The organism is Desulfofundulus sp. TPOSR, from assembly GCF_011393055.1.
Taxonomy (GTDB): Bacteria; Bacillota; Desulfotomaculia; order Desulfotomaculales; family Desulfovirgulaceae; genus Desulfofundulus; species Desulfofundulus kuznetsovii.
This window is the reverse complement of sequence record NZ_JAAOEF010000003.1, coordinates 240,284-267,174: the sequence shown is the minus strand read 5'-3', so window position 1 is coordinate 267,174 and position 26,891 is coordinate 240,284. Positions and strand designations below refer to the sequence as shown.

Sequence of the window (26,891 nt, the reverse complement as noted above, 5' to 3'; positions counted from 1 at the left end):
TCCTTTACCCCCCCTCTAACACTTTAGCCCACCGTAAACAGTGAGCGGTGAAAGCATTCCCTACTGCTTTGCATTCCTCTGCCGCCTGGTTTAATTCCCTGGCTATTTGCAAAGGGGACTGCTCCGCCTCTTGGTATTCCTTGGCTTTGCACCACATGTAGTGCTTGACACAGAGATTTCTAGCTTCAGTAGTAGGGTAATTCAGTACCACCATCTGGTTATTACGGCGTGACACTGCTGGACTGGTTTCACCGTAATGGGCAAAACCCTCTTCAACACTCAAAGCCCGGCCAATTAACTCAGTGCACGTTTTGCAGTCACAAACATGACGAAAATAATCTTCTTTACTATCAAGAAAAGGCCTAACTAAAAAAACTACCTCAACATAAGGAATGCGGATATGAAGCGAAGGATAATAGAATTTGGATACCGGGAGACCTCCTCCTACGGGTATCACAGGTCGATATTCGGCATATTCTAGGCCATGACAGACGCCTTTAATGTTTAACTCAGGAAGAGACTTCATCAGGGCCACTGAGAAGTAGGAACCATAAAGAATAAGCACTTCCTTTTTACCGCCTAGTTTTCTTAACATTTCTTTGTACATCGTTAGTTCAGTTATAGTAGCCGAGGTTTCATCAAAATCATCAATCCATATAGCTACCATATCCGCAGGTGTAGATATAACCCTTTCGATAACCTTTGAAAGTTCCTGGGAAAGAAGGAGCCCTTTTCCGATTACTAGCTGCATAACCACTTTTTCGTCTGGGTATTTGGTCTTGGCAATTTCAACCGCTTTCGCATTTATTTCTAACCACTGCCCAACCGACAATTCGTCCATAAAAAAATACGGAGCTATTACAGCCCAAGGTGTAAGAGGGTTAATGTTTATGAACTCATAATATTTCTGCCATTCTCCTTTTTGAGCGCTGAATACGTTCCTCTGAAACTCAATAACCCTTTCCACTGCCGAGGCCAATATTCCATTGTCCTTAAAGTCATCTGGACTGACCGGACGACCAGCGTTGATACTTCTTTTGAAAGGTTCTCCGTACTGTTCTAAGAGTCTTGCGATTGATGATTTTATTTCCTCCGTTTTTGACGATCTAATATATCTAAGGTCATGTTGGAAAGCATGGGTCTGGGGGTCAATAATATAAGGCTTGTTAAATACTTGCTCGGCTATAAATCTTGCCATTGCTGCTGGGTAATACGCAGCCATATTGCCGTTGACCACCAGTAGATGGTAAGCATCCCAAAAGTCTCCAGTCAAGAGTATAGATTCGGCGTGCGTACCATATCTGACCATGTGCAATTTCATCTAATCACCTCCATTTCAAGGGCTTTTCGCAGCCACTTTTCTCCAATGGACCATTTGCGCCTGGAAGGTTTTGCCGGAAACACGAACTTGAAAAGCCGAGGGTATTCTACATCCAACATCAGCAATCCTACATCGGATTCGTTAAACATTTTTTCCATCTTGGGGGTCACTTCTCTCACGGGTAAGCAGACGTATGAGAAATCAACAGCTACCAAATGGTGCTCTGCTTGGATTAAGCCTCTCCGCCAATCACGTAGTTTAAATTCAACAGCCACCAGTTTATCATTCTCTAGCAGGACCAAGTCGATACAACGAGAAAAACAGGGAACGCTCATATAAGCAGGAACACCCAAGCTAGCCAGAGTACGTTTGGCTAGCTCTACCATCTCGTTTTCCGTATGGAACCTAATACTGGTAGACACTGATTGAAGCTTCGTCACGTAGGATCTCTTCCTTGATCTTTGAGTTTTTGGCAGTCTCAGGGTACTTCTCGTATACATAACGTAAGATAGTCCTTAGACTGGCCTTGGTACAGTTCAATTTTAACTGAGCAAGGGCTTGCTTTTGGTTCTCGCTGAGCATTGGCCACAACTTCTTTTCTACGAAGTCACGGCCTATCTTTGACAAGACATATGCTTTTTTCTCGAACACTATACCACCATCTAGAGCAGAGCCATCTTCTAAGCCTGTCATTTCTTCCCACAACCAGTATTCCGCTTCTTCTCCCTGTTCTACCTGCTCACTAGTAGCCTCTGTCTCGACAAACCCAAGGCCTATAAGGAATTCTAAGTCATCGTATACCTGCTTGGAAAAAGGACCGTAATCATACGGTATAAACCTTGGGAGGTCTTCTTCTGTGATTAACTTATTCTGCTTAAACTTCGGATACACTTCTTTTTCAAAGAGAAATACCATCTTCTGTAAACGAGTGCGCCCTTCTATTTTTTCTGCATACTCCCCTGTCTTCCCCGGCGCATATAACAGCAGAAGTATCAAATCTTTCCCTGTGATCTTAGACAAGGGTTCTTCACCTCCTTGCCTTGCCCTGTTGTATTATTATTTTAGCAAATATTAAGGTGTCCTAAAAAGGACAACTCGCAGCTATGTCGCCCTAAGCTTTCTGTAGAACTTTTATTCACCCTTTCCAGAGCAGCAGCCAACGACAGACCCAGTGCTCCGTAAATTACCACATGGGTACCTTTACGTAGCCAGAACTGGATGAAATCCACCGGAGCTCGGCGGTTGTCTACCAGCTGACCGCTGTAGGAAAAGCTTACCGGCGGCAGTTCCCGCACCCGTTCCACGAGGCCGGCATGGCGCCCGATCTCCGGCCGCAAATCCTGCTCGGCAAAAGGCTGGCTGGAAAAATAAGCGATGGCCAGCAGGCAGGCCCCAACCAGCAGCCACCGCCACCATTGTTTTTGAACTTTTAATGCCAACAGCAACACCCGACCCGTCCCAGTTTAATTACCGCCATGTAAACAGTGAGGAAACGTCTTTATGCTACAATATACAATCGGTAGAGTTCACCTTCCCGGAAACCGATGCCTATCTTTTTCAAGAAAAGTATCAATGTATTTTAACACATCTTCCAGGGTCATCTCGTTTGAGGCCATCCTGGACTTATTCAGCAATTCTAATATCTTGAGCACGATCTATTTCACCAATCTTTTTTTTAAGCCCTTCAAAGCTACGCTGATAAGCCTTCCACTCAAGATAGTCGTCCCAGCTCTCAAAGTCTTCTGCCGTCTGTTTGATGCGCCTCTCAAACTCTATAAAGCTACATCCATATTTTTGTTCAAAAAGCTTAATATGTTCCTTTAAAAGGACCATCTCAGAAATAATCTTCAACTTCTGATATTCTTTTATCTCACTTTTCGAAACTTCCAGGATACCCATGATACCACCTCTTAATTGTATTATAACAAAACAGGGGTACCATGTATAGCAACAATGCTACTATAACAGATGCCATCCCTACCTGGACCGGTACGACGGTCTCGCGCGGATAAAGCTCATCCCGCGCAGAAAGGCCCGCCAGGCCAAAGGAAAAGCACAATAGGGCAAAAACGGTCATGGCCACGTCGCTTTCGTCAAAGGCACCCCGGGCAAAAAGCAGCCTCACCACCGGCTCCCGCAGGGCGGCCAGGCCCACACCCGCGGGCAGGGCGACAAGCAAAACTGTTTTCACCGCCCGCAGCAAGGTATGGCTAAAACCGGTATCGTCCCCGGAAGCGGCCTTATTCTACAGCGCAGGAAAAATAGCCGTGCCCAGGGCCATCACAATCACCCCCTGGGGCAGCCAATCCCTGTACCAATCATCACCGGGAACATCAGGCCAAAGGCCTGCTTTAAGCCCGGGTGATGGAAATCCAGCGCGGGGCGAAAGGGAAAACCCGCCCGCCGCAGGTAGGGCAGCTGCAGTACCATGGCGGCAATATTACCCAGCAGGGCTCCCACGGCCACGGCCACAATGCCAAACCTCAGGCCGGCCAGAATGGAAGCAATGATAAATATATTGGTAACCACGGGACCCAGGGCCGGGGGCCCGAAAATGCCGTTGGCGTTTAAAAGGCCGTAGAAAAGGTTGGCCATGGAAAGGAACAGCACGCCCGGCAGCATGACCGCAAGCAAAGCTGCCGCCAGCCGGGCCGTGCCTTCCGGCAGGCCCGGGGCCACCAGCCACACGATCTGCCGCGCCAGGGGCACACCGGCCAGCACCACCGCCAGGAGGACCATGCTCAGCAGAGTGGAAAAGACGGCAAAAAGCCGCCAGGCCTCGTCCCTTTTGCCCGCCGAAGCATAGGAGGCAAACAGCGGCACCGCCGTCACGGTCAGCGCCCCGCCCAGCACGGCAAAGACCACATTGGGTACGGTGTACGCCACCAGGTAGGCGTCGGTGGCCGCGCTGGCTCCGAAAACGTAGGCCAGGGCCATTTCAAAATGGTTTTGTGCCGGAATGTCTACTTCAAACCAAGGCTAATTTTTAAAGCCCGGTCCACTTCGATTATTTTTTCTTTCGGAAGACTGCCAAGTTTTTTGACCAGGCAGGATTTGTCTATTGTGATAACCTGAGCAGCGTTAACCGTGCTCTGTTTCATTTTTGCTATCAACTTCTATCAAGTAGCGATAAAAGTGACAGCAAAAGCAGTTCACGCTCTCCGAGAGACCGGGTATCCCCACCTGCCCGGCTGACGGGGCAGGTGAACCACGGGCTTCTGGAGTCCCGCCCGAAACAGTCACCGCTCAGGCCGGTACGTCATCCGGCAGACCCGAAAGGCCCACCGTCTTTATCCAGCCTGACGGCTTCCAAACGGCGGGGTGGTTTTATCGCCCCGGCACTCAACACCCATCGCAACACTCAGCTTCCGTGTTGAGTGCTGGGCTCCCACCTGAAGAACAGGAACGGTTTGGCCGACCGGAATGCCGTTTCCCGTACATCCCAGTGCAGGCTACCCGGCAGTGCTCCGCTTTCCGTGTGATCAGCGTCATCGTTAAAGCCGTCCTCGCGTGCAGCCAAAAGCCAGCCGGCCGCACGTTCCAGCGGTCTTTCTCCCACCGGGCCAGCCCCTGCCCTTTCCCGGGAACATCCCGGGAGAATAAAGAATTAATTGGCTTGCTGTTTCTGATAATAACGCTGAAACAAAAGCTCCTTCACATTTTTATAGGGCATGTAACGGGTTATCTTTTCGTCGTACAGTCTCAACTTAAGGTTCAGCGCGGCTACGTTGTCCGCATCGGCTTCAAAATTACATTTCCGGCACTTAAAAACGTCCCCGCAGCGATTCTTCGCGTCCACCCACCCGCACACGGGGCACGTCTGGCTGGAGTACGCCGCATTCACCGGACCGGGGTCGGTGACGGAGTAAATGTAATTTTTGTATCCCAGCCGCTCTTTGATGATGCTGCGCTGCCAGCCGCTCACCTTGCGGGAGAGACCCCTGCTCCCGGCCTTCCCGCGCAGGTGGGCAAGGTCTTCGTAGGCAATTATCTTCGGCCGGCGTTCTTTGTAGAATTCGTTAAACGCCCGGTTGATTTCGTTTTCGCACCTGGTCCGGTATTTTTTGTTCCTCTTGGTTTGCTTGATCAGGCCCAGGTTGTGTTTTAAGATGCGCCGGGCTTTGGGTGGGTCCTGCTCCAAAAATTTTCGGCGCAGTGCCCGGAGCTTGCCGCGCTTCCGGCTCTTGTCCAGGATATGGTCGGACATTTCCTGCAGGGCCTCGCCGTATTCGGGCCGGTATTTTCTGCCCGTGTCGTCGGTGAACACTTCCGTTACGCCCAGGTCGATGCCCGCTTCTCCCTCACCGGGCGGGTAAGTCCGCGGTTCCCTGGTCAGGTGGATTTCTACCGCCCGCTCGTTAGGCAACAGTATCACCCGCAGGTTGCCTTCTACGGCATGTACCCCGGCCAGCGGGATGACCACCCTCTCGCCGGGGGTTAAAGTAGCCACGGCAATGTACTGCCGCTTTCCGGTGGCAAACACCCGGTACATCTGCTGATCGACGGCGAAACTGCGGGCTTTTTTAACGCGGGGCTTTCTGCCCAGGACGCGCCGAAAAACGCGCTTTAAGTACTTTCTCACCCTGGCGCGGCCTTCCGCGTCCAGGTTTATCTCTTCGTTGGCCACGTCTTCGCCGGTGAAGACCGCCTGGATGCGTTTCCAGTCACGGCTGTGCTTCTCGTGCCTGTACAGCAACCAGAAGGCGTAGTGCTTTTCTTCATCGGTCAGTTCTTCGTGGCGGTAAAGGCGTTCTTTGACTTCGACGACGGCGGCCTCCCACTGCCTCTCCAGGGTGTAAAGAGCATCTTCCAGGGCCAGCTTCCACTGCCGGGCCTGCAGGCCAAAGGGACTGACGAAACCGGCGGAAACCAGTTCGTCCCGCAGCTTGCGCTTTTCGCCCAGATAGTGCAGGTATTTTACATGCCCGTACTCCACCAGGAAGGTGTCCTTCTGCCGGGCATATGCTTCGGCAGTTTCAGTTATCCTGGCCCACTTCTCATTGTTCAGCGGCAGGCTCTTCTGTCTTACCGTCTGCTGCATCTTTCAGCGCCTCCCGGACGGTTCTGGTGAGCTTTCGCGCCTTATATGTCCTCTGGCCGTACAACCTGGCCGCGAAGTGCTGGACGATGCTGATCAGGTCTTCCGTCAGCTCCCGGGCCGGGGACATGTCTTCGGCTTTGTTGACCACCAGTATTTCGCAGCCGAATTTGGCAAACAGGTCTTCAAAAAATTCAAAGCCGAACCGCACCAGACGGTCCTTGTGGGCAACAATAACAGTCTTGATTTCTCCCCGGGTGACCATGCCGCACAGCTTCAGGAAATTCTTGCGCTTATAATTGAGGGCGGAGCCGACGTCGGCAAGTATTTCGTCCACGGTCAGCCCCCTGCCGGCGGCAAAGTCCTTCAGGTACTCAAGCTGGTTTTCCAGGTCCGGTTTCTGGCCGGCTGATGACACCCGGGCGTATAAAACGATTTTCTTTGGCTCTTGGCGGTTCTTTATGCCCAGTGCCCGGTAGAGCATCTCTTCAGTATACCTTCGCTTGTTGGTTGGTGTACGTAAAGCAACCAGTTTACCTTCTTTATCCCAAGCGCGGAGCGTTGATACGCTGACGCCAAGTTTTTCGGCAAACTCGCTTATTGTGTAAAGTTTCATAAAACACCACCTGATATTAATTTATATCAGATGGTGTTTGGTTGGCAATGCCTATTTAGGATAATTATTAAAAGAGAAGAAGCTGTTTTCTACCTCCAGGTTACACTCTATCATACCAGGAGCCATAACGTTAACCATACTTTTCTTCATTCCTTCAGGAATACTGCGTTGCCACATCACTGAACGTGGCGTCCTGAAAATAGAAGTGAACCTGGACGCTGAACTTCCAGTAAAAAATTACAGGAATACCACCTTGCTTTTTCATCTGGCGATGGTTATAATGTGACTGATATTATTAAATATTTGCAGGACGAGGTGAGATATTTGAATGACAATGCAATACAAATGACAGCTACTGTGCGACTGGGACGAAGGGGGCAGATGGTTTTGCCCGCTGAAGTCAGGCGGGCCTTAGCGGTTAAAGAGGGAGATGAACTGCTGATCGCTGTCTGGCCGGGCGGCAAAGTAACCATGATCCGCAAGCCCCGAAGTTTTGCGGAAGCCCTGGCCGGCCTGTACGGACATTTATGGAAAGGAATAGACCCGCTTATTTACCAGAAGACGGAGCGAGAAACATGGGAGAGATAGCAAAAACGCTCGTCAATTTTGAATTGGTCGCTATAGATACAAATATTTTCATCTATTATCTCCAGAAAGAGGAGTTCCCCGCCTACCATACGGTTCTTGCGGCTATCTTTCATGCCCTGGAAAAAGGCGATTTTCAAGGTGTTTCCAGTGTGCTGATGCTTACCGAACTGCTAACCCTCCCCCAAAAGCTGGGCGAAGAACACGTCGCGCAGCATTATTATCTGCTATTGAAAAATTTTCCTAATTTGAAACTTTTGCCGGTAACAGAAAAGGTCGCCCTCCGGGCCGCCGGGATCCGCGGTAAATGGGGTCTAAAGACACCGGACGCCCTGCACATAGCGACGGCCATCGAAGCAGGCGCAAAGGCCTTTCTTACTAACGACCGCTCCATTGGCAAAGGGTTCCCGGGGTTACAAATAATCTACCTTTCAGATTTTTTACCGTCACACAACTAATGAACACCGGGCGTTGCTTGAAAAGCAGACTGGTGCTGCCTCACCTGTAATGGACTTTCGCCACCAGACGCACGTTTAAAGACCCCCGCTGACGTAATGGCAACGGGGGTCTTGAGAATCTGTGCCGGCCTGGGGTGCACTTTACTGCACACCGAACCTTTTGCTCCGCAGGCCAAGGGTAAAGTGGAACGTTTTTTCCGCACCGTCAGGATGCGTTTTTTAAGCTGCCTGGAACCGGACAAGATTAAATCCTTAGAGGAGTTGAACCTTGGGAGGAAGCCACCAGCACCGCCGGGTCCCCCGGACGCCGACCCCCTTCCACCACCGGGAAATCGCGGCCGGTAACGCGAATGTTTTGTTTTTTTCTACTTGACCAACACCGCGCAAATAAACCCGCCGTCGGTGCGCCCGGCTTTGACGGCGGCAGTTTCCAGTTCCTGCGCAGCCTGCTCCTGCCGGTAGTCAAAGTCCGGTGGGGTGAACAGCACCGCACGAACCCGCACCGAGCCGCCCGGCATAACGCGCCGCAGCTCGTCCAGAGTATAAAATCGTGCCCGGTTGAAGACACTGCCGGGATCCCGGCAGGCCTTTCCCGCGTAAAAATGGCCCCAGCTGCTGTCCCTGCCGATCACTCCCACCACCAGCCTGCCGCACGGTTTCAGAACCCGGTAGGCTTCCCGCAGGGCCGCGCCCGGGTCAGGCAGAAACTCCAGGGCGGACACGGAAATAACGCCGTCGAAGCTGTTGTCCCGGAAGGGCAGCTGCCCGGCGTCCCCCAGGACAAATTCCACCGGCAATCCCTCAGCCTCCGCTTTGGCGCGCGCCTTCGCCAGCATTCCCGGTGAAATGTCAAGCCCCGTTACTCTCAGTCCCCGCCGGGCCAGTTCCAGGGAATAATTGCCTGTGCCGCAACCTATGTCCAGCACGCTCATTCCGGGCCGCGGCTCCAGGTAAGCCAGGACGGCCTCCTTTTCCACCCGGTCCACGAAACGGCCGGCGGCAGTCTGGTACCATGAATCGTAGCTGCCAGCTTTGTCGTCAAACAGCTGTTTCATTTGTTCTCTCTTCCTCCAGCATCTGCAACCTTTCCAGAACATCTTCTCTCCCGTCAACGTTTCTTTCCAGGGCCATACGATAAATGTTTTCCGCCCTGTCGTAATCGCGCGGGGCCTTGCTGTCCCGAAACAGCCAGTACATATCTCCCCAGCCAATGTACACCCACGCAGAGTCGGGGAACTCTTCCACCAGATCCCGGAAGGCCCTGTCTCCTTCTTCAACCATACCAAGCGTGAAGTAAGATTCTGCTTCCGCTCGCTTCATGTTTTCGATAATCAGTCTATCTGTTTCCGGGAATAGCCTGCAGAACTCCCGGCAGTATTCTATCCTCTTCTCGTAGAAAGAAGGTTCTTTTAAGCCAGCGTTGCCCAACTCCATCTCCAGATCCTGGCACCAGTTAAAAAGGTTCTGCAGCCCTGAAAAGACTTTTTCCGCGTCATTGATGGACTTCATCTCCGGAGTAAAGCGTTTTTTCAGATGCTCCCACACTTCCAGCCAGATCCGGCAACCCTCGTCCTCTTTTCCCTCGCTGCAAAGACGGTACCCCTCCTGCATCATGTCATTCAGCTTCTCGGAATTAATTATGTGCGGGGCCAGCCTTTCCCACAGGACAACTGCGGCCATCCACGGAAAGTCCCGGTCGAAGCCCCTTGCAGTAACATGGCTGGTTTTCCACCATTTTTCGGACAAATCATAGGCGGAGTAAAAGTTTTCAACTTCCCGGAGGAAATTCTCTTCAGTAATATGAATTCCCATCGTACCGAGTCTAGAGACTATCTCTTTCGTTGAAAGCGAGCGAACCTCTTCCAAACTCCAAGGCTTTCTTCTCTCTACGAGAAGGCAACATTTCTTGTACTTCTTTCCGCTCCCGCAGGGGCAGGGGTCATTTCTGCCGATTTTACCCAAACAACACTCCCCCTCACCAGGTATACGTAAAAGAAAACGCCGGCAACTCTACACCTGCCGGGTCCGACCGTTTTCTGTGTTCGTCTAATTATTCTTCCGCACCGCCTCGTTAAGAGCCTGCATGAATTCATCAATTGTTTTCGCTTTCACCGCCCTGCGGTGCAGTAATTTTAATGTATCAATATCACGTATAGCCCGTAGGCTGTTCACCAGGCTCTCAGGGCAGCGGCCTATATTTTCCTCCAGGGCATCCAGTATGGTATCCTGTATTCCTTGCTGTATTCCCTGCTGTATTCCCTGCTGTATCCCCTGATCAATCCACTTTTCCCGAATACCGTCAAACAGCGGGGAGGTCTCCATTTTGCTCACCTCGATCACTTTTAAAATTACTTCCCTGGTAAACCGGAGCGACGAAAATATTGCCAGCCCAAGATACAAGTCCGCCTGCCATTCAACGGGGGCTTCTGCAATCCGTTCTACGCACCGGGCCAGTATTTCTTCGGCAGAAAATTCATGCCGCATTAACGGTACCAGCGGTATAATCCCCACCGGAGCATGATGCAGCAAGTGCTCCCCGGGCAAATCTGCCAGGTTGATAGTCCGGAAATTAAACGTCACCACATTGAGGCCCAGGCAGTCAAAAGAGTACCTCTCCTCCTGAAGCCGGCCCGTAAGGTTAAGCACCACCGGGTAAACCGGTTTTTTGAACTCCCGGTGCTGCATCGCCGTATATTCCAGCAACCGCCGGGGCATTTCTCGCTCGGCTTTAGTCTGTACTTCAAGGAGCATCAGATATTCATAGCCATTTTCCATAACTTTAAGCAGTATATCCGATTCCCGCTCCACGGCCACTACTTCTTTTTCCATGCGTTCAACCTTTTCCACGGGCATACCGCGCACCAGTTGTACCAGGTGGGCCGGATAACGTTCCGCCAGTGCTTTGATAACCAGATCAAACTCCCGGGCCATACCAAACCTCAACTTTCTGCCGGTTCTGGCTTTAGTTTACACTATCCCCGAATCTTTTTCAATATGAGCTTTGGCTCAGTTCCTCCCATATGATGTTCCGGGCTTCTTCCAGGGTGTTGGCGGCAAACAGCTGCTCCAGTACACGGTCCAGCACATCCATGTCGGTCAGTTGCGGCACTTTTTCCTGCACACTGGCAGAATCCGCTCCAAACCTGCGAGCCAGGTACTTGCATATGACCTCCTGCTTGGCTTCAATCTTCCCTTCCACACGGCCTTCCGCACGGCCTTTTTTTGCTTGATATTGCGCACTATTTCATGTAGAATAATCCTCAAATGGAGGTGTTTTCTGTGCTTTCATTCGACCTCGACAGCCTGGTCAGCGCCACCGCCCTCTCCAGGTCACTGGGGAAATATCTGGCCAAGTGTAAGGAGAAGCCGCTGCTGATCCTCAGGAACAACGAGGTAGAAGGGGTGCTGCTAAGCGCAGAGGCCTACAGGGAACTGCTGGAGTCCTACGAGCTGGTCCAGGACATCAGGCTGGCCCGGGAGACCTTCGAACAACCCACCGATAACCCCGAGGATAAGGACGTGTTCGAGATAATGCGGGAAGTTGAGGAACAGGGTCGTGTACAGCGTTAAACCCAAGAATGCCAATCGCTTCCGCCACGATTACGCGAGGCTAACACCAGCAGAGCGAGAGAAAGTGCGGCGCGCCCTGGAAGGGCTGGCTGAAGATCCGCGACCGCCAGGCTGTATCTGCCTCGAAAAGAACTACTACAGGCTGCGTGTCGGGAACATCCGCATCCTCTACCAGATTCTCGACGCCGAAAGAACGGTTCTCATCGGGGCCATAAGCAGGCGGGATGAAAGAACGTACAAGGACTGGAAGAAGTGCTTCAAATAGGGGTCTCCAGGTCACCGCAGCGGTAACGCCGGCCCAGTGCGGCAAAGTGGAGCATTGCTCCGCAAAGGGCTGACCGGAAAAATAGGCGATGGCCAGCAGCCAGGCCCCAACCAGCAGCCACCGCCACAAATGTCTTTGCTCCCTGCAAGCCACCCGCAAAACCTACCCCGTCTCCTTTATTTCGAGTCAGCACCGGTAGACAAACGTACGGAGCCCCGCTGCCCATCACAACTACGCCGACCTTGCCGTATATTCCAGCAACCGCCGGGGCATTTCTCGCTCAGCTTTAGTCTGTACTTCAAGGAGCATCAGATATTCATAGCCATTTTCCATAACTTTAAGCAGTATATCCGGTACATCTCTTAAAACCGTCATGATCCCCGGAAGCGGCCTTATTCGACAGTGCGGGAAAAATGGCCGTACCCAGGGCCATGACGATCACCCCCTGGGGCAGCAAAATGAGCTTTTCCACTAATGAGTGAACCTGCTCAGTTCCTCCCATATGATGTTCCGGGCTTCTTCCAGGGAGTTGGCGGCAAACAGCTGCTCCAGTACACGGTCCAGCGCATCCATGTCGGTCAGTTGCGGCACCTTTTCCTGTATAGTGGCAGAATCCGCTCCAAACCTGCGAGCCAGGTACTTGCATATGACCTCCTGCTTGGCTTCAATCTTCCCTTCCACACGCCCTTCTGCACGCCCTTCCGCACGACCTTCCGCACGGCCTTCCGCACGGCCTTTTTCATACCAGCTGGTGGTCATCTGCATAATGGCGTCAACCCCCTTTTGTCCATTTTACCCAATTCACGGTAAAGTTGTTCTTCTTCCTCGCGGTTCAGCTTCAGGTAGGCCTCGAAAAAAACAGCCAGCAGCTCCATCCGCGCCGGGTCCAGTTTCATCCGGGCCAGCATACGCAGAAATTCCAGCTTTACGCGAACCCTTTCTTCCGGCCTGAAGCCCATTTTGCTTAATAACATTCTTTCTGGTTACAGTTTACATCAGGTCCAGAAGGGTTTCAAGAAGCGCGGTCATTCCCTTTCTGGTACCTGCTTAAATTTAACACGGCCAGGTCAATCATGAAAGCCCGTCTTAGTCCCGTCTCCATAGCCTTCCGGGTGCCGCCGGTGCCACTCCCAGGCCGTGCGGACGATGGTTTCCAGGTCGCCGTAGCGAGGGCGCCAGCCCAGCTCTTCCCTGATACGCCGGGAGGAGGCCACCAGCACCGCCGGGTCCCCCGGCCGCCGGTCCCCTTCCATCACCGGGAAATCGCGGCCGGTAACGCGGCGGGCAACCTCCACCACCTCCCGCACCGAGTAGCCCTGCTCGTTGCCCAAATTGTACACACCCGGAGGAAGCCCGCCCTCCAGGGCCCGCAGCGCCAGCACATGGGCCGCCGCCAGATCGGTGACGTGGATGTAGTCCCGCACGCAGGTCCCGTCCGGCGTGGGATAATCGGTGCCGAAAATGGTCACTTTCGGGCGCAGCCCCAGGGCCGCCTGCAGCACCAGGGGAATGAGGTGGGTTTCGGGTTGGTGGTCTTCGCCCAGTTCGCCCTCCGGGTCGGCACCGGCGGCATTGAAGTAGCGCAGGATGATGTACTTTAAACCGTAGGCCGTGCCGTACCAGCGCAGCGCCTCCTCAAAGGACAGCTTGGTGGCCCCGTAGGGGTTGGTGGGCACCAGGGGGTGATCTTCTTCAATGGGTACATTCACCGGCTCGCCATAAACGGCGGCGGTAGAGGAGAAAATAAAATACGGGACTCCCGCCTCCCGCACCGCCTCCAGGAGAGACAGGCCCTTAACCACGTTGTTATGGTAATAAAGGGATGGTTCGGCCACCGATTCCCCCACCAGGCTCAGGGCGGCAAAGTGGAGCACGGCCTGAATGCCGCGCGATCTCACCAGCCCCACCACCAGCTCCCGGTCCGCAATGTCCCCCCAGACGAATTCCGCCCCGGGAAGCACCCGCGCCACCGCCCGGTGACCCCGGGAAAGGTTGTCCAGCACCGTCACCCTGTATCCCGCCCGGAGCAGTTCCTTTATCGTGTGGCTGCCGATATAACCGGCCCCGCCGGTAACCAGAACGTGCATAAAAAGCCTCCTCTACGCCTGCAGGTTTTTGCTTTTTTTGGAAAAGAAAAAGGCCAAAACCACAAACCCTGTCAGGTCCACCAGCACGTCAACCGCCCGACCGGTGCGGCCGGGCACAAAGGTCTGGTGCCACTCGCCCAGGGCGGCCACCAGAACCAGGATCATCCCCGCCACAAACCAGCGTCTCTTATTCAGCCCTTGCAGGGCAGCGGCCAGCAACAGGCCCAGTGCCCCGTAAATCACCACATGCGCCCATTTACGCAGCCAGAACTGGATGAAATCCGCCGGAGCGCGGCGGCTGTCCACCAGCTGGCCGCTGTAGGAAAAGCTAACCGGCGGCAGTTCCCGCACCTTTTCCACCAGGCCGGCGTGGCGCCGGATCTCCGGCCGCAGGTCCTGCTCGGCAAAGGGCTGGCTGGAAAAATAAGCGATAACCAGCAGGCAGGCCACAACCAGCAGCCACCGCCACCAACGCTTTCTATATGCCACCTGCAACACCTGACCTGCTATGAGTTTCTTTGATTAGTTTTATGATTTGAGGCCGATCCCAAAGGGCAATGCCAAATTTTCTAGCTTCTTCGATGGCCTGGTCGGTAAAATATTGATTGGTAATAACTATTCCGCCATCACAACCATACCACTTCATACCCCGGTAAAGTTCCCCCAATGCTTTAACGCCCACCCTGTTTTTACTATATCGCAATTTTTTTGCCTGCACAGCAATTTTACGCCCATTTGAATCTATTAAAATTACATCTGCACCATGATCTTTTAGCTCTGGCGTAAGAATGGTTTTATAACCCAGTCTTCGAAACATCAAATCCAAAAACCTTTCAAAATCCTGGCCGCGCATCTGGTCAATTAACCTCATACAAGCCCTGGCGTTGTGCCAGGGGAAATCGCATTCACCAATCTTTCCAGAAGAACTTGATTTTGCAACACTGTTGCGTCTTGCAACACCATATTTTCCTCTGTTCCTACTTTTACCATCAAATACTGTTGTTATCACCCTTCTAACAGAACGTAAAAAATGATATATGACCTCTCGTAAAACATAAGGTATTGAAGCTATGAAAATAGCTACCGCCGCAAAGATTAATGCCCACTTAATTATATCAACAGCATCAGAGAAGCTAACTAACGGTTTCATAATCTGTGCACCTTTAGATTATTTTCGATCGTCTTTCAACATGATCCTTGAGGCTGCCCGTATATTCCTGGCCCGTAACAACATTTCTCAGTCCATAATGTCGTCCCAGATGAACCGGCACCATCCAGCGACTACCACCCTCCGGTGGCCTCGGGAAAGGTTATCTAGCACCGTCACCTTATATCCCAACCAGATCACCCGCCCTCCGGCCGCAGGTCCTGCTCGGCAAATGGCTGGCCGGAAAAATAGGCGATGGCCAGCAGAGGCCCCAACCAGCAGCCACCGCCACCATTGTTTTTGAACTCCGGAAAACACATGCAACACCTGGCCTGAACGTTTTCCCTGGAAAAACAATCAACACGTATCCCCAAAAGCTTTCCTATCTGGACCGGTAAGATGGTCTCGCGCGGATAAAGCTCATCCCGCGCTGAAAGGCCCGCCGGAGGATACCTTCCAGGTACAGGTACTCGTCCAGCCTAAGGAACCGGCAGGTTCCGGCGAATACCAGCAGCCCGGCCAGGGCATCCATAACCAGCCTCAGGGCCAGAACCGCGGTACCTCCTGCCAGTACACCGGCCAGGTACCCGTCCACGAGCGCCGCCGCGCCGCCAGCCAGAAAAGAGGCCATAGCCGTGCCGGCGGCAAAAAAGAGAACGCTCCTCGCGCCCAGGCCGGGCACCCGCAGGACCAAAAGATAAAATAGCACCGCCACGTTAAATATCGCCGCCAGGGAATTGGCCAGGGCCAGCCCGCCGTGGGCCAGGGGCCGGATGAGCACAAGGCTCAGGGCAAGGTTCAAGGTCACCGTGGCCACCCCCACCTTCACCGGTGTGGCCGTGTCCTGGAGCGCATAAAACCCCCGCGTGAGCACCGGCCCCAAACACTGCCCCGCCAGGCCAAAGGAAAAGCACAAAAGGGCGAAAACGGTCATGGCCAGGTCATTCTCGTCAAAGGCGCCGCGCATAAAGAGCAGCCTCACCACCGGCTCCCGCAGTACGGCCAGGCCCACACCCGCAGGCAGGGCGACAAGCAAAACCGTTTTCACCGCCCGTAGCAAGGTGTGGCTAAAACCGCTATCGTCCCCGGCAGCAGCACTGCTCGACAGCGTGGGGAAAATCGCCGTGCCCAGGGCCATCACGATCACCCCCTGGGGCAGCAGAATCAGCTTGGAAGCGTAGTTGAGTGCCGAAATGCTGCCCTCGGGCAGGCCCGAGGCCAAAACGCGGTCGATGATGAGGTAAACCTGGCCAATCCCCGTACCAATCATTACCGGCAACATCAGGCCGAAGGCCTGCTTTAGGCCGGGGTGGTAGAACTCCAGCGCGGGGCGAAAGGTAAACCCCGCCCGTCTCAGGTAGGGCAGCTGCAGTACCATGGCGGCAATATTACCCAGCAGGGTCCCTACGGCCACGGCCGCAATGCCAAACCTCAGGCCGGCCAGAATGGAAGCAATGATAAACACATTGGTAACCACGGGACCCAGGGCCGGCGGCCCGAAGATGTTATTGGCGTTTAAAAGGCCGTAGAAAAGGTTGCCCAGGGAAAGAAACAGCACGCCCGGCAGCATGACCGCAAGCAAAGCTGCCGCCAGCCGGGCCGTGCCTTCCGGCAGGCCCGGGGCCACCAGCCACACGATCTGCCGCGCCAGGGGCACACCGGCCAGCACCACCGCCAGCAGGACCATGCTCAGCAGAGTGGAGAAGACGGCAAAAAGCCGCCAGGCCTCGTCCCTTTTGCCCGCCGAAGCGTAAGAGGCAAATAGGGGTACTGCAGTCACGGTGAGCGCCCCGCCCAGCACGGCAAAAATCACGTTTGGCACAGTGTAAGCCACCAGGTAGGCGTCGGTGGCCGCGCTGGCCCCGAAGACGTAAGCCAAGGCCATCTCCCGTATAAACCCTAGCACCTTGGAAAGCAAAGTAAAAACGGCGATCACCGCCGTAGCCCGGGCAATAGCATGAGAAAGGCTCATTTTCCCACACCAGCTCACCAATTAATTCATTCAGCCAGGCTTTCCCGGCCCACAAACCCGCCATTTTTTTGATTTACCACTCCAGTACAAAACCTTAAAGGGGCGCTCTTTATTGACGTATATACGGTTTCACCTTTGCTAATAACCCGCCAGACAAATGGATTTGAGGGTTTCCACAAACTTCTTCCTATTATCCGTGGAAGCTTTCAAACCCGGAATGACTTCCCTTTGCTCAATCACCGGCCCGTTATTTGGAGTCCAATTGACAAAGTTCAAAATTCGCATCTTTCTACCCTCAGGAGGGATAAGGAAGTCAAGGAGACGGTTGGTGAGATCTTCGTGGTGGCTGACGATAAAGACCTGCCGACCAAACTCCTCACCGCTCGCATACGCAATCTGCCTGATGAGCGCGGCAGTCCGCGGTAACTGCGCCATGTCAAAAGCAGTGGTTACGTCATCCAGGGCAATAATGTTATGGCATATATACCTGTTAAGCGAATAATTGAGCCCAAGGATCATGGCCAGGCCCAGTTGAGCCTTCTGGCCCGTAGATAAGGCGCCCAGCGGACGGTTGTCATCCGTGTAAACCTCTAAAGGCGATCCCGTCTTCACCCTCCTATCCTTCTTTATTTTAAAGTGAACGGGGCAAATACCATCTACGAGCCGAAAACGATTTAAAATTTCTTTTACTGTTTGTTCCAATTTTTTGATTACATCATCCGGTGGTAGAATTGCCGAGTTCAATATCGAATTTTTTCCGGCTTCTTCCTCCAGGGCTCTAGCAACCGAATTTATCGTCTCCTGGGCCCGCATGTAACCAGCTCTCTGCTGTAAAGCAGCCTTCCTCTTTTCATCCAGTTCCTCTATCCGTATCCACTCCGATACTGCCTCCCGTACGCGCTCAACGGCCGTGAGAAGATGGTCTTTCGCTCCCGTATTCCCCAGGAGTTTTTTCAACTCCGGGGGAGAAATAGATGAACCGGCATCTGTTAAAACTTTAAAATAAGGATTGAACTGCAAAACCTGCTGCATCAATCCGTAAATCTGCTTACACTTTTCCAGAAACACCTTTCTGTTGTGGACCGTTTTTTGCATACCAAGCAGTTGCTCCAGAAGCTCATTACGTCTTTCTTTAACATGCGCCTGCCATTTCTCGAGCTGGTCCGCCAACCCGGCCAGATCATGCGATACGGCCTCACGCAGCCATGCGATGACGGGGGAAGGAGGGCTGAAATCAGGGGCGGCATCCGGCACTTTAAGCCAATCTCCACCCCTGTCCCGCAACGCGACCAAAATTGCCAGCAGCTCGGGGCCACCGGGGTTGCCGAAGTGCCGTTCCAACCTTTCAAGAAGCGAAACCTGAGCTTCCAACTCAGTGGCCTTTTCCAACGCCGCAGCTATATCCTTTTCTTCTGCCGGCCAGGCGTGAGGCGGCAGAAGCATGGTATCATCGGGAAGGTCCTCTAGTAATGAGCGAAGCTTCTCTTCAGCCCCGCTTATTCGGTCTATTACTTTGCGCCGCAGCTCAAAAAGTGATTCTTCAATGAGACGCAAGGAACCAGGCGGTTTCTCGTCCGGGGCGGGCTGCTTCCGATCAGGCAAAAGCAAGGCCAAACAGTCCGCCGCCAGGTTTCTGAGTTCGCCTGCCCATCCGGAGCGCAGGTTGTCCGAATTAATCAGAAACAGCCAGTCCCCGGACCTTCCAGGTAGTTTGATATCTCCTTCCGCACCCGCTATCTCTACCAGCTCATTCCAGGCGTCCCTAAAAGCAGCCGCAGCCCGCTTTCTCTCCTCGTTGATCGTGCTTTCGGCCGGCAAACCCTCTTCACTGGCCAGGTCGCCCAGTACACTTGATACCATATCTTTCCACTGCACCCGTGCCCTTTTTACAGCATCAAGAACCACTGTCACCGGTTTCGGCAGGGGCCGAAGAAATTCCAGAAGGCGAACCTGCGCACTTTCTTCTTCAAACAGCTTGCTCAAGAGATCCTGGTAATAAAAGCTGCAGCGGGCGGCCAGCTCTTTAGGCATATCGTGGTGGGGACAGAAGCTGTCCGGGGGCGAAATATCAGGGGGACCCTTCTGGTTGTCGCGAACAGTAACCAACCTCCTCCTATCGTTTTCAGAACCGTTGCATTCTACAATAGCCTCTATTTGAGCATAATTAAGGCCGTTGCCGCCGGCAGCCGTGCAAGAAACCAGCGGACGTCTTTCTTCGTAATAATGGCCGTTCAATAACAGGCAGAGCGCATCAATGAGGCTGGTCTTGCCGAATCCATTAGGGCCTGCGAGCAGTACAACATCGGCATCGGTATCAAGTGTGACCGGATCGCTGTTCACAAACCCCCTGAACCGGCAAATTTTCAGCGATTTTACGCGAAATACATGCCTATGATCCATTAATATCACTCCCCGCCATAATCCGCCGCACATCACTTATCCGCTCATCCAGCCACTTGCTAATGGGAGCACCACTTTCCTCACGCAAAGCCGCTGCCATGGCGGCCAAAAGACTCGCGTAATTATCCGGTACCTGCTGTGACCGCCGTTCACTTTCAAAACTGTTGATAATAGCACCGAGGTCGTAGGGCTCCAGTTCAATTGATGGCCACGCCGTCGCCACACCGCCCAGCATTTTCCGGATAATATCTTCCGGAACCTGATTTTGATCGCTTTTTATAACGATAATGGAAAAGTCGCCGCGATGCCAGTCCTGGTCGGCTGCCCATTGTTCAAATACCGTTTTTTCATTGGCCGTTTTTCCATCGCGAGCATCAATCACACAAAGTACAGGAACCACGAAGCCCACTTCCCCGGCACATCCGGCCAAAAAGCGCAGGAGCCGTCCCAGGTGCTCCTTTATGTTGCCGCTCCCAGAAAAACCGTTCCTGCAGGAAACGTGTACTGCCAGCGCAACATCTGAGAGGTAGATGTTATGAATGTCCAGGCCGGAATCCTTACATTCTGTATAATTCATTAGCGATTCCAGGTCGACATCGAGAACCCATTCATTCAGATCGAAACTCTTATCTTCCATCATCATCACCCCCGGAACGCAATAGTCTTGAACGGTGGCGCACCCTGGCCCGTCCGGGATCGATTAAAAGAAAAGTTGTACGGAGCCTCTCGTGAAACCTCTTAATGGCCTCCGGAACACTTGTCGCATGCCCGAAGAGATCAAGAATCGAAATCTGGCGAACCGTAACCACCCTGACTTTATTGCCCTTCCCGTCAACTAAATTTACCCTGCTCGTTCTAGCACGCCAGGAACCGACCACTATCTGGATGACCACAGTTACTTCCTCGTTTCCGCTGAACGAAACCTTCTGCGGCAACTGCTCTGCAACATTGCGGTGTGCTATGTACAACCTGACCCCAGTATCACCAAGCACGAAGCGCCCGTCTATGGAGAGCCCCAGAGGACTATCGTCGGCATTTATCTTCGCCCTCAATTTCTCCCAAGATATGTCAGATTTTCCATGATTATTACCAATTAATAAATAGACTAACAGGAGAACAGCCGGGATAAGCACAGAGCGGTCCACCAGGGGGTGGTACAAGCCGCGAGCAATTTCAGGCCGGATCGTGCGCACACGCTCGACCCACCGGGCCAGGGGAATCACCCCTCCCCTGTCTTCCGCCAGATCGAGCATTTCTGAAAAGCGACCGAAAATACACTCCTCTCCGTTCCGGTAAATAAACCAATCAAGGGCTTCGTTCAATAATGCAAAAGCACAGGGCAACACCGGCAGGAAAAAGGACACAACGGCGCTCTCACGCCCGCAGGCCCTGCGCAAGAGCCGCCAGAAGGCGGCCTGGAAAAGGCGCTTCCAGAACGGGTTGGCCGGCAGTCGTTGCTCACCTGACGAGTCTCCGGCATCAAAAAAACATGCGTCAGAACCGAGAAACACATTTTTGTTTGTTTCCTCAGGGCTTAACGAAACACCCTCATAAGAGGCATAAGCCCGCATTATTTGGGTCTGGCTGAAAGAAAGGGTATTCTCATATGCAACAATAAAAGGCGCATTGGGATTTTCCCATATTTCTTTTTCATCAAAGTCACGCGAACGGTTTGTTGCGGTGTTGCGTTCTTCCGAAGCAAATTCCTCACACACCTGCAGGGCCGTATGGCGCACCTGCGGCTCATCACTGCCGAAACCGGAAAACAGCAGGGCACGTGAACGCAGACGGTCGCGGAAAAGATCCCGGGCCCAGCTCCTTTTGCCCCAGTCCTGCAAATCTTTTTCCGTCAGGAGAATATTGTTGCAGTATTCTTGACATTCATTATTTTTTCCACACTTCGTGCGCAGCATGTTTGCGCACCCGTTAATCTTATATACTTTGAGGCACCGACGCTTGTCCTTCCCGTCTGTAAACCTTTTGCCACCGCTGGCCCGGTATTCGGACAGGTCTCTTATGACCACCGCGGGGGAATCGTCGCCTCCCGGAACTTTATTGAACCCAAAAGTATTGCAATAAGCTTCTTCGATACAGGTGTCGTAATTCGTGGTGATCACTTCATCGATAAGCCTTTCACGTGCAAGAAAGGCCAGGTAGTAATGAGCATCTGCCGGCTCCACGTTTGCAAATTCAGGGATTTTCAGAATATCACGGACAAGCTCGCATCTCCGCCTGGTCCCACCATCACGTTCACCCGGACATGACCATGACCACTCCCATAACTCACAGATCTTATCAAAGGATATATACTTTTCCTGTTCACCCTCGATTTCCTTGCGCACCACGCACGAGGCGCAATGCGGCCCCTCTTTTGTTCGGCATTTTTCAAGGAGCGCCAGGTAAACACGCCCGCACATACTGCCCGTGTTTGTGAGGTTGGCAATGCACCCGCGATGTTTTGCGTCGATGGAAACGCCTGCCCCAATAAACGGCACGACCATTCCATCAAGCAATCGCCTGAGTAAGCGCTCAAAGATAGGCTTTGGGTCCCTTGACGCAACCATGCTTTCTCACGCCGGGTTTAGAGCCCCCGGCTTTCCACCCTCCTCGCCTGTTAGTCAGCCCAGGATTTCTCATGCGACGGCAGCCGGCGCGGACTCCCGCCTGAAGCCCAGGATTTTGCTGAGCACCGTGGCTGCCATAGCGCCCGCTGTGACACCGGACGTCTCCGGGGAAATCATGATGCTCGCATCTCTATGCCCGCCGCGCGGACCTGCTCCAGCACGAAGAAAATGATGGGCTTGTTGGTCATTGGGATCAGCTGCTTGGCCGTGGTGCAGGTAAGGGGCCGCAGGCGCGTTCCGTTCCCGCCGGAGAAAACGAGGGCTTTCATTTATCCTTCCTGCCCATATTCTGAAATTCTTCCCACTTCTCTTGGACAAAAACTGTAACTTCTACCTTAAACCGCTCCCGTCCAAATCGCTCCGCATTGCGGCGCAGCACCTCCGGCCGGAAACAGCCTTCCCAGGCCAAAAACTGCTTCACCGTTGCTTGCAGCGCGTTCACCGTTTGCTCGTGAAAGAAAATGCCTGTGGCCGACTCCCAGTTATCTCCAGTTGCAGGCACTATCGTATCCTCCACCCCACCCTTGCCGTAAGCGATAAGCATACCAGGTATGTAAAGGGATCACCACACTTCTGGAGCGAAGAGCTGCCGGTATTCGTTCAAGAGGTACTGGTCGGTCATACCTGCTATATGTTCGGCTATAGTCCGGACAAAAAGGGGGTCATCCTCTATCTTGACCTTAAGCTTTTCAAGACTGGAGCGTTTAAGCTCTTTGCCTTCAGGAATCCGGAGCACATTGCTATACTTAAGCACATCGCTATACTTGCGGTAGACATAGTCGGGCATGCGTGCCGGCTGCTCAAGATAGGCTTTAAAAACGCGCTGTATGTACAGGCGAGCCTTGATGTCTGCACGTGATACGTCATACGATGTATAAACGGTTTCTTTGAGCAGCTTTTGTAGATTATGAACCTGTTCGGCCACGTTCACACTGAAATCAACGATTTTAGAACTGAGAGGCTGCTTGACAGGATCGACTGCATCGCGCTCCAGAACGTATTTTTTTATACGTTCTTCTGTTGCGGAAATTAAGTCTTCTGCCTTTTTAGCCCCCTAACCATATTGGACAATTCGACCTAAATTCGTAACATTATTGATAAGGGGGTTAATCTCAGATGACTAGAAACAAGTACTCGCCAGAACTAAAAATGCAGGTTGTCAAAGAAGCCATGGAAACGGGCAACGCCTCTATTGTAGCCCGCAGGCATGAAATTTGTCCCACCCTCGTTGGTCGCTGGGTAAGAAACTATAAAAGATATGGGACATTTCACCCGGTAAAAGAACAAAATAACATGCGGGAAACCTCCTATTCTTCCAGAGAATATAAAACAGTGGTGCAAGAAAATGAAAAGCTTAAAAAATTGTTGGGTGAAAAAGACCTGGAAATTGCCATTCTCCGTGACCTGCTAAAAAAAACCAACCCACACTTGCCGATAAAATAGAGGTTGCCAGAAAGTGGATTTCTCTGGGCTATAAAGCATCAATTGTATTGAGAATTATTGGGATTAGCCGTTCCACCTATTACTACAGCTTGCACCGGTATTCCCAACCGAAAAACCGGACCTGTACTGGCGGACGCCCCGAATCCCAATTAGCAACGAAAAGGTAAAGGAATGGATTTGTGAGCTTATCACCGGCGAAGGTCTCACCTACGGGTATTTAAAACTAACCTACTGCTTGCGGAAAAAATTCAACCTGATAATCAATAAGAAAAAGGTTTACCGCCTCTGTAAAGAATTGGAGGTTTTACGGCCCCAAAGAAAAATCAAAAGGAAACATGCGAGAAAATTAGCCCGAAACCGGTTGGTTACTGCCTCCAACCAACTGTGGGAGGTGGACGTAAAATACGGTTATATTGCCGGGGAAGACCGTTTTTTCTTCATCATGCCCATAATTAATGTTTACGACCGCTGTATTGTGGATTACCATATTGGGCTCTCCTGTGAAGCTAAGGATGCCGTTATTACCCTCAAAAGGGCACTTTTCAAGCGGCAGTTACTTACGGTGGAAGGAAAGCCGGTAATCCGGTCTGATAATGGACCACAGTTCATTAGCAATCTCTTTGAGGAGACATGCCTGGAGCTAAATATTGAACATGAAAGAATACCCTTTAAAACGCCGAATCTAAATGCCCACATCGAGGCCTTTCATTCGATTCTAGAGGAAGAGTGCCTGTCCCGCCACGAATTCTCCAGTTACGCAGAAGCGTACAAGACGGTGGCCAGGTTTATCCGGTATTATAACACCGTTCGTATTCACTCAGCTACGCACTATTTGGCGTCGGCGGAATGTTACCAGCTTTTGAAGAAAAATCAACTGCAACTAAAGCCGGTTAAGCTATAAAAAGGCATGTTCCCTGGTGAGCCTTTGAGGGTTTTCCGGGCGGCGCCGCAGGGTAGCCTTGACGGCCGGGGACCCCGCACGTGGTACAATGGATAGCCGACGGGGCGTGCTTCTTGTCCATAGCATGTTCCCCGGAGCCGCCCCGTCGGTGGTTTCAACGGACCACGTGCGGGGTGGCCGTCAAGGCCACCGCCTGGGAATGAAATTCTTTAAAATCATAAGATCGAAAGTCTAATTGTCCAATCTTAGGGGGTCAGCCCGCCGGTGAGCCGGGAGTGTTGATTGTAACTCCAGAATTTAGCTAGTGCGCCTGACCTCGTAGATATCCTTAACCCGGTTTATGCGGCTGACAATTATATCAAGCTGCTCCTTGCTCTTCATTTCCAGCAGCAGTTCAATGACTGCCTGCCGGTTTTTCAGCCCCCGGGCATTTACCCAGTTGGCACTGATCTTCAATTCGCTCAAGATGGCCATGACATCGCTCAAAAGCCCGGCGCGGTCCATGCCGGACACTTCCAGTTTAACCAGGAAGGGAGACTGGAACTCCCCATCCCAGGCCACTTCCACCAGGCGATCTTTTTCCCCCTGCTGGAATAAAGCCACATTGCGGCAGTCCACCCGGTGAATGGATACTCCCCTCCCCCGGGTAATGTAACCGATAATGGGGTCCCCGGGTATGGGGTTGCAGCAGTGGGCCAACCGGATGAGGAGGTTGCCGGTCCCTTTAACCCGGATCCCCTGGGCGGATGTGGAGTCCTGGTGGGGTTTCACCCTGGCCGGCTGGGTTGTCTCGGGCGGAGCTTTTGGAGCCTTGATTTCTTCCCTGAGGCGGTTTATTACCGCCTGGGCGGTCAGGGTGCCGTCGCCTACGGCCGCATACACATCTTCTACGGTGGTCAGGTTGAACCGCCGCCCGAACTGGAGAACCTTCTCCCCTTTCAGCAATTCCACATCCACACCCTGCTTGCGGGCCTCCCGCTCCAGGGCTTCCCGCCCTTTGATGATGTTTTCCTCCCGCTGTTCCCTTTTAAACCACTGGCGGATGCGGTTTTTGGCCTGGGAGGTTTTGACCACGTTGAGCCAGTCCCGGCTGGGTCCCACGGCGTTTTTGGAAGTGAGAATCTCCACAATGTCGCCGTTTTTCAGCTGGTAGTCAAGGGGTACGATACGCCCGTTGACCCTGGCCCCCACGCAGCGGTGACCCACCTCGGTGTGCACCCGGTAGGCAAAATCAATGGGCACCGACCCCGCCGGAAGTTCGATCACATCCCCCTTTGGCGTAAAGACAAATACTGAATCGGCAAAAAGGTCGATCTTCAAGCTTTCCATGAATTCCCTGGCATCCCGCAGTTCCCGCTGCCATTCCAGAATCTGCCGCAGCCAGGCCAGCTTTTGATCCAGGTCCCGGTCTGTTTTGCCGCCTTCCTTGTACCGCCAGTGGGCGGCAATACCATATTCGGCCGTACGGTGCATCTCCCGGGTGCGGATCTGGATCTCGAGGGGTTCCCCCTGCGGTCCGACGACGGTGGTATGGAGGGACTGGTACATATTTGATTTCGGCATGGCAATGTAGTCCTTAAAACGCCCGGGGATGGGTTTCCAGAGGGTATGCACCGTACCCAGGACGGCATAGCAGTCCCGGATCGACTCCACAATCACCCGTACAGCCATCACATCGTAAATTTCACTGAGGTCCTTTTGTTGTTTTTCCATTTTGGTATAAATGCTGTACAGGTGCTTGGGCCGCCCCTGGATGTCGGCAAAAATGCCCGCTTCGGCCAGCTTCCGCCGTAAAATCTGGATGGCTGTCCGGATATATTCCTCCCTCTTCCGCCTGGTGCGGGATACCCGCTCGGCCAGTTCGTAATACTTTTCCGGCTCCAGGTAACGGAAGGACAGGTCTTCCAGTTCCCATTTCAGGTGATATATGCCCAGCCGGTGGGCCAGGGGAGCGTAGATCTCCAGGGTTTCCCTGGCTATTTCCTTCTGCTTGGTTTCAGTGTGGTACTTCAGGGTGCGCAGGTTGTGCAGCCGGTCGGCCAGTTTAATCAGGATTACCCTGATGTCCTGGGCCATGGCCAAAAACATTTTGCGCAAATTTTCCGCTTGATGCTCCTCCTTGGACCGGTACTCCAGGCGGCTTAACTTGGTCACTCCATCTACGAGCAGGGCCACCTCGTCACCAAAGGCGGTCTTGATTTCCTCCAGGGTGACGCCGGTATCTTCCACCACGTCGTGGAGCAGGCCGGCCACCAGGGTCTGCAGGTCCATCTGCAGGTTCGCCAGAATATGGGCTACCGCCACGGGGTGGGTGATGAAGGGTTCTCCCGAGATGCGCTTCTGGTCCCGGTGGGCCTGTTCCGCAAAACGGTAGGCCTTGCTCAAGAGGGCCACGTCTGCCTGCGGGTGATATAAAATTACCCTGTGTACCAGTTCCTGGAGCATGCAAGTCACTTCCCTGAAG

34 protein-coding genes and 1 pseudogene are annotated in these 26,891 nt (G+C 52.9%); 7 read left to right on the top strand and 28 right to left on the bottom strand.

Translation table 11 applies throughout. The features are described 5' to 3' along the window. Positions 1 to 4: 4 nt before the first annotated feature. The 10 genes from G7K71_RS12130 to G7K71_RS12085 all read right to left on the bottom strand — a co-directional run bounded on the left by G7K71_RS12130 (position 5) and on the right by G7K71_RS12085 (position 6,975). On the bottom strand, positions 5 to 1,321 hold the full coding sequence (locus G7K71_RS12130; RefSeq protein ID WP_013823133.1) for a hypothetical protein: 1,317 nt from the start codon (positions 1,319 to 1,321) through the stop codon (positions 5 to 7). Positions 1,322 to 1,726: 405 nt separating this feature from the next. Beyond that, complete coding sequence (locus G7K71_RS12125) at positions 1,727 to 2,341, bottom strand: hypothetical protein (protein ID WP_013823135.1); 615 nt, start codon at positions 2,339 to 2,341, stop codon at positions 1,727 to 1,729. Positions 2,342 to 2,382: 41 nt separating this feature from the next. Next, entirely contained in the window at positions 2,383 to 2,760 is a 378-nt protein-coding gene (locus G7K71_RS12120) for a VanZ family protein (RefSeq protein WP_166346766.1), read from the bottom strand. Between the two features lie 184 nt (positions 2,761 to 2,944). Then, on the bottom strand, positions 2,945 to 3,220 hold the full coding sequence (locus tag G7K71_RS12115) for a hypothetical protein (RefSeq protein ID WP_013823137.1): 276 nt from the start codon (positions 3,218 to 3,220) through the stop codon (positions 2,945 to 2,947). After that, the gene (locus tag G7K71_RS12110; RefSeq protein ID WP_313884979.1) at positions 3,192 to 3,512 is read right to left on the bottom strand and encodes a lipid II flippase MurJ; all 321 of its coding nucleotides are present in this window, start codon (positions 3,510 to 3,512) and stop codon (positions 3,192 to 3,194) included. Before G7K71_RS12110 ends, G7K71_RS12115 begins: the two co-directional genes overlap by 29 nt. 95 nt (positions 3,513 to 3,607) lie before the next feature. Further along, positions 3,608 to 4,258 (bottom strand): lipid II flippase MurJ, encoded by a 651-nt coding sequence (locus tag G7K71_RS12105; RefSeq protein WP_052303845.1) that lies wholly within the window; start codon positions 4,256 to 4,258, stop codon positions 3,608 to 3,610. A gap of 26 nt (positions 4,259 to 4,284) precedes the next feature. Then, positions 4,285 to 4,422 carry a type II toxin-antitoxin system PemK/MazF family toxin gene (locus tag G7K71_RS12100; protein ID WP_166346763.1) on the bottom strand — a complete coding sequence of 46 codons (138 nt, stop codon included), beginning with the start codon at positions 4,420 to 4,422 and terminating at the stop codon, positions 4,285 to 4,287. Positions 4,423 to 4,682: 260 nt separating this feature from the next. After that, positions 4,683 to 4,880 carry a hypothetical protein gene (locus G7K71_RS12095; RefSeq protein WP_041282893.1) on the bottom strand — a complete coding sequence of 66 codons (198 nt, stop codon included), beginning with the start codon at positions 4,878 to 4,880 and terminating at the stop codon, positions 4,683 to 4,685. Positions 4,881 to 4,928: 48 nt separating this feature from the next. Further along, positions 4,929 to 6,362, bottom strand: coding sequence for a zinc ribbon domain-containing protein (locus tag G7K71_RS12090; RefSeq protein WP_166346760.1), 1,434 nt, complete (start codon positions 6,360 to 6,362; stop codon positions 4,929 to 4,931). Next, positions 6,319 to 6,975 (bottom strand): IS607 family transposase, encoded by a 657-nt coding sequence (locus G7K71_RS12085; RefSeq protein ID WP_013823139.1) that lies wholly within the window; start codon positions 6,973 to 6,975, stop codon positions 6,319 to 6,321. The genes G7K71_RS12090 and G7K71_RS12085 overlap by 44 nt, the downstream gene beginning before the upstream one ends. A gap of 345 nt (positions 6,976 to 7,320) precedes the next feature. Between G7K71_RS12085 and G7K71_RS12080 the strand changes: the two genes are divergently transcribed. From G7K71_RS12080 to G7K71_RS20255, 3 genes and pseudogenes are all read left to right on the top strand, one after another. After that, a complete protein-coding gene (locus tag G7K71_RS12080) occupies positions 7,321 to 7,563 on the top strand; it encodes an AbrB/MazE/SpoVT family DNA-binding domain-containing protein (RefSeq protein WP_166348352.1) in 243 nt (80 codons plus the stop codon). Continuing rightward, a complete protein-coding gene (locus G7K71_RS12075; protein WP_013823141.1) occupies positions 7,551 to 8,018 on the top strand; it encodes a type II toxin-antitoxin system VapC family toxin in 468 nt (155 codons plus the stop codon). The genes G7K71_RS12080 and G7K71_RS12075 overlap by 13 nt, the downstream gene beginning before the upstream one ends. Before the next feature lie 120 nt (positions 8,019 to 8,138). Next, positions 8,139 to 8,285: pseudogene (locus G7K71_RS20255) on the top strand (IS481 family transposase); the annotation flags it as partial. 98 nt (positions 8,286 to 8,383) lie between these two features. Here G7K71_RS20255 and G7K71_RS12070 read toward each other — a convergent pair. The 4 genes from G7K71_RS12070 to G7K71_RS12055 all read right to left on the bottom strand — a co-directional run bounded on the left by G7K71_RS12070 (position 8,384) and on the right by G7K71_RS12055 (position 11,217). Beyond that, entirely contained in the window at positions 8,384 to 9,073 is a 690-nt protein-coding gene (locus G7K71_RS12070; protein ID WP_013823142.1) for a class I SAM-dependent methyltransferase, read from the bottom strand. Beyond that, entirely contained in the window at positions 9,057 to 9,980 is a 924-nt protein-coding gene (locus G7K71_RS19490; protein ID WP_013823143.1) for an SEC-C metal-binding domain-containing protein, read from the bottom strand. Before G7K71_RS19490 ends, G7K71_RS12070 begins: the two co-directional genes overlap by 17 nt. Positions 9,981 to 10,064: 84 nt before the next feature. Then, on the bottom strand, positions 10,065 to 10,949 hold the full coding sequence (locus G7K71_RS12060; protein ID WP_166346757.1) for an Rpn family recombination-promoting nuclease/putative transposase: 885 nt from the start codon (positions 10,947 to 10,949) through the stop codon (positions 10,065 to 10,067). Positions 10,950 to 11,007: 58 nt separating this feature from the next. Further along, the gene (locus tag G7K71_RS12055; protein WP_207712899.1) at positions 11,008 to 11,217 is read right to left on the bottom strand and encodes a hypothetical protein; all 210 of its coding nucleotides are present in this window, start codon (positions 11,215 to 11,217) and stop codon (positions 11,008 to 11,010) included. Between the two features lie 80 nt (positions 11,218 to 11,297). On the opposite strand from G7K71_RS12055, the gene G7K71_RS12050 reads away from it, so the two are divergent. Both G7K71_RS12050 and G7K71_RS12045 read left to right on the top strand, forming a co-directional pair. After that, entirely contained in the window at positions 11,298 to 11,588 is a 291-nt protein-coding gene (locus tag G7K71_RS12050) for a type II toxin-antitoxin system Phd/YefM family antitoxin (RefSeq protein ID WP_013823146.1), read from the top strand. Beyond that, positions 11,575 to 11,853, top strand: a complete 279-nt coding sequence (locus tag G7K71_RS12045) for a type II toxin-antitoxin system RelE/ParE family toxin (RefSeq protein WP_013823147.1) — start codon at positions 11,575 to 11,577, stop codon at positions 11,851 to 11,853. The genes G7K71_RS12050 and G7K71_RS12045 overlap by 14 nt, the downstream gene beginning before the upstream one ends. Before the next feature lie 337 nt (positions 11,854 to 12,190). Here the strand turns inward: G7K71_RS12045 and G7K71_RS19895 are convergent, their stop codons facing one another. From G7K71_RS19895 to G7K71_RS11990, 13 genes are all read right to left on the bottom strand, one after another. Then, positions 12,191 to 12,325 carry a hypothetical protein gene (locus G7K71_RS19895; protein ID WP_279286342.1) on the bottom strand — a complete coding sequence of 45 codons (135 nt, stop codon included), beginning with the start codon at positions 12,323 to 12,325 and terminating at the stop codon, positions 12,191 to 12,193. Continuing rightward, entirely contained in the window at positions 12,325 to 12,618 is a 294-nt protein-coding gene (locus G7K71_RS19485; RefSeq protein ID WP_243174887.1) for a hypothetical protein, read from the bottom strand. The genes G7K71_RS19895 and G7K71_RS19485 overlap by 1 nt, the downstream gene beginning before the upstream one ends. Beyond that, on the bottom strand, positions 12,609 to 12,812 hold the full coding sequence (locus G7K71_RS19480; RefSeq protein ID WP_243174886.1) for a hypothetical protein: 204 nt from the start codon (positions 12,810 to 12,812) through the stop codon (positions 12,609 to 12,611). The genes G7K71_RS19485 and G7K71_RS19480 overlap by 10 nt, the downstream gene beginning before the upstream one ends. 108 nt (positions 12,813 to 12,920) lie before the next feature. Further along, entirely contained in the window at positions 12,921 to 13,940 is a 1,020-nt protein-coding gene (galE, locus tag G7K71_RS12035; RefSeq protein WP_166346754.1) for a UDP-glucose 4-epimerase GalE, read from the bottom strand. A gap of 12 nt (positions 13,941 to 13,952) precedes the next feature. Continuing rightward, on the bottom strand, positions 13,953 to 14,429 hold the full coding sequence (locus G7K71_RS12030) for a VanZ family protein (RefSeq protein WP_313885009.1): 477 nt from the start codon (positions 14,427 to 14,429) through the stop codon (positions 13,953 to 13,955). Further along, on the bottom strand, positions 14,419 to 15,090 hold the full coding sequence (locus G7K71_RS12025; protein WP_166346748.1) for a restriction endonuclease: 672 nt from the start codon (positions 15,088 to 15,090) through the stop codon (positions 14,419 to 14,421). The genes G7K71_RS12030 and G7K71_RS12025 overlap by 11 nt, the downstream gene beginning before the upstream one ends. A 379-nt stretch (positions 15,091 to 15,469) precedes the next feature. Next, positions 15,470 to 17,059 carry a murein biosynthesis integral membrane protein MurJ gene (murJ, locus tag G7K71_RS12020; RefSeq protein WP_166346745.1) on the bottom strand — a complete coding sequence of 530 codons (1,590 nt, stop codon included), beginning with the start codon at positions 17,057 to 17,059 and terminating at the stop codon, positions 15,470 to 15,472. Between the two features lie 138 nt (positions 17,060 to 17,197). Beyond that, positions 17,198 to 19,459 carry an AAA family ATPase gene (locus G7K71_RS12015; protein WP_166346742.1) on the bottom strand — a complete coding sequence of 754 codons (2,262 nt, stop codon included), beginning with the start codon at positions 19,457 to 19,459 and terminating at the stop codon, positions 17,198 to 17,200. Next, positions 19,449 to 20,102: a hypothetical protein gene (locus G7K71_RS12010; protein ID WP_166346739.1), complete on the bottom strand. Its 654-nt coding sequence runs from the start codon at positions 20,100 to 20,102 to the stop codon at positions 19,449 to 19,451. The genes G7K71_RS12015 and G7K71_RS12010 overlap by 11 nt, the downstream gene beginning before the upstream one ends. After that, positions 20,086 to 21,954, bottom strand: a complete 1,869-nt coding sequence (locus G7K71_RS12005; RefSeq protein WP_166346736.1) for an SIR2 family protein — start codon at positions 21,952 to 21,954, stop codon at positions 20,086 to 20,088. Before G7K71_RS12005 ends, G7K71_RS12010 begins: the two co-directional genes overlap by 17 nt. A 242-nt stretch (positions 21,955 to 22,196) precedes the next feature. Next, positions 22,197 to 22,352, bottom strand: a complete 156-nt coding sequence (locus G7K71_RS12000) for a sugar phosphate nucleotidyltransferase (RefSeq protein ID WP_166346731.1) — start codon at positions 22,350 to 22,352, stop codon at positions 22,197 to 22,199. Beyond that, the gene (locus G7K71_RS11995) at positions 22,349 to 22,585 is read right to left on the bottom strand and encodes a glycosyltransferase family 4 protein (RefSeq protein WP_166346728.1); all 237 of its coding nucleotides are present in this window, start codon (positions 22,583 to 22,585) and stop codon (positions 22,349 to 22,351) included. The genes G7K71_RS12000 and G7K71_RS11995 overlap by 4 nt, the downstream gene beginning before the upstream one ends. 60 nt (positions 22,586 to 22,645) lie before the next feature. Beyond that, positions 22,646 to 23,014 carry a hypothetical protein gene (locus tag G7K71_RS11990; RefSeq protein WP_166346725.1) on the bottom strand — a complete coding sequence of 123 codons (369 nt, stop codon included), beginning with the start codon at positions 23,012 to 23,014 and terminating at the stop codon, positions 22,646 to 22,648. 185 nt (positions 23,015 to 23,199) lie between these two features. On the opposite strand from G7K71_RS11990, the gene G7K71_RS11985 reads away from it, so the two are divergent. Together G7K71_RS11985 and G7K71_RS11975 are read left to right on the top strand one after the other, a co-directional pair. Further along, positions 23,200 to 23,526: a transposase gene (locus G7K71_RS11985; RefSeq protein WP_013822138.1), complete on the top strand. Its 327-nt coding sequence runs from the start codon at positions 23,200 to 23,202 to the stop codon at positions 23,524 to 23,526. Between the two features lie 121 nt (positions 23,527 to 23,647). Then, entirely contained in the window at positions 23,648 to 24,427 is a 780-nt protein-coding gene (locus G7K71_RS11975) for a transposase (RefSeq protein ID WP_395858282.1), read from the top strand. A 297-nt stretch (positions 24,428 to 24,724) separates the two neighbouring features. On the opposite strand, the gene G7K71_RS11970 is transcribed toward G7K71_RS11975, so the two are convergent. Next, positions 24,725 to 26,872, bottom strand: a complete 2,148-nt coding sequence (locus G7K71_RS11970; RefSeq protein WP_166346719.1) for a bifunctional (p)ppGpp synthetase/guanosine-3',5'-bis(diphosphate) 3'-pyrophosphohydrolase — start codon at positions 26,870 to 26,872, stop codon at positions 24,725 to 24,727. Positions 26,873 to 26,891 lie beyond the last annotated feature (19 nt).

What these genes read in the sequence shown, in the direction of transcription:
- G7K71_RS12130 (WP_013823133.1), bottom strand. Translation starts at nt 1,321, where the DNA reads ATGAAATTGCACATGGTCAGATATGGTACGCACGCCGAATCTATACTC.
- G7K71_RS12115 (WP_013823137.1), bottom strand. Translation starts at nt 3,220, where the DNA reads ATGGGTATCCTGGAAGTTTCGAAAAGTGAGATAAAAGAATATCAGAAG.
- G7K71_RS12105 (WP_052303845.1), bottom strand. Translation starts at nt 4,258, where the DNA reads ATGGCCCTGGCCTACGTTTTCGGAGCCAGCGCGGCCACCGACGCCTAC.
- G7K71_RS12100 (WP_166346763.1), bottom strand. Translation starts at nt 4,422, where the DNA reads ATGAAACAGAGCACGGTTAACGCTGCTCAGGTTATCACAATAGACAAA.
- G7K71_RS12090 (WP_166346760.1), bottom strand. Translation starts at nt 6,362, where the DNA reads ATGCAGCAGACGGTAAGACAGAAGAGCCTGCCGCTGAACAATGAGAAG.
- G7K71_RS12085 (WP_013823139.1), bottom strand. Translation starts at nt 6,975, where the DNA reads ATGAAACTTTACACAATAAGCGAGTTTGCCGAAAAACTTGGCGTCAGC.
- G7K71_RS12080 (WP_166348352.1), top strand. Translation starts at nt 7,321, where the DNA reads ATGACAGCTACTGTGCGACTGGGACGAAGGGGGCAGATGGTTTTGCCC.
- G7K71_RS12075 (WP_013823141.1), top strand. Translation starts at nt 7,551, where the DNA reads ATGGGAGAGATAGCAAAAACGCTCGTCAATTTTGAATTGGTCGCTATA.
- G7K71_RS12070 (WP_013823142.1), bottom strand. Translation starts at nt 9,073, where the DNA reads ATGAAACAGCTGTTTGACGACAAAGCTGGCAGCTACGATTCATGGTAC.
- G7K71_RS12060 (WP_166346757.1), bottom strand. Translation starts at nt 10,949, where the DNA reads ATGGCCCGGGAGTTTGATCTGGTTATCAAAGCACTGGCGGAACGTTAT.
- G7K71_RS19485 (WP_243174887.1), bottom strand. Translation starts at nt 12,618, where the DNA reads ATGCAGATGACCACCAGCTGGTATGAAAAAGGCCGTGCGGAAGGCCGT.
- G7K71_RS19480 (WP_243174886.1), bottom strand. Translation starts at nt 12,812, where the DNA reads ATGGGCTTCAGGCCGGAAGAAAGGGTTCGCGTAAAGCTGGAATTTCTG.
- galE (WP_166346754.1), bottom strand. Translation starts at nt 13,940, where the DNA reads ATGCACGTTCTGGTTACCGGCGGGGCCGGTTATATCGGCAGCCACACG.
- G7K71_RS12025 (WP_166346748.1), bottom strand. Translation starts at nt 15,090, where the DNA reads ATGAAACCGTTAGTTAGCTTCTCTGATGCTGTTGATATAATTAAGTGG.
- murJ (WP_166346745.1), bottom strand. Translation starts at nt 17,059, where the DNA reads ATGAGCCTTTCTCATGCTATTGCCCGGGCTACGGCGGTGATCGCCGTT.
- G7K71_RS12015 (WP_166346742.1), bottom strand. Translation starts at nt 19,459, where the DNA reads ATGGATCATAGGCATGTATTTCGCGTAAAATCGCTGAAAATTTGCCGG.
- G7K71_RS12010 (WP_166346739.1), bottom strand. Translation starts at nt 20,102, where the DNA reads ATGATGATGGAAGATAAGAGTTTCGATCTGAATGAATGGGTTCTCGAT.
- G7K71_RS12000 (WP_166346731.1), bottom strand. Translation starts at nt 22,352, where the DNA reads ATGAAAGCCCTCGTTTTCTCCGGCGGGAACGGAACGCGCCTGCGGCCC.
- G7K71_RS11985 (WP_013822138.1), top strand. Translation starts at nt 23,200, where the DNA reads ATGACTAGAAACAAGTACTCGCCAGAACTAAAAATGCAGGTTGTCAAA.
- G7K71_RS11970 (WP_166346719.1), bottom strand. Translation starts at nt 26,872, where the DNA reads ATGCTCCAGGAACTGGTACACAGGGTAATTTTATATCACCCGCAGGCA.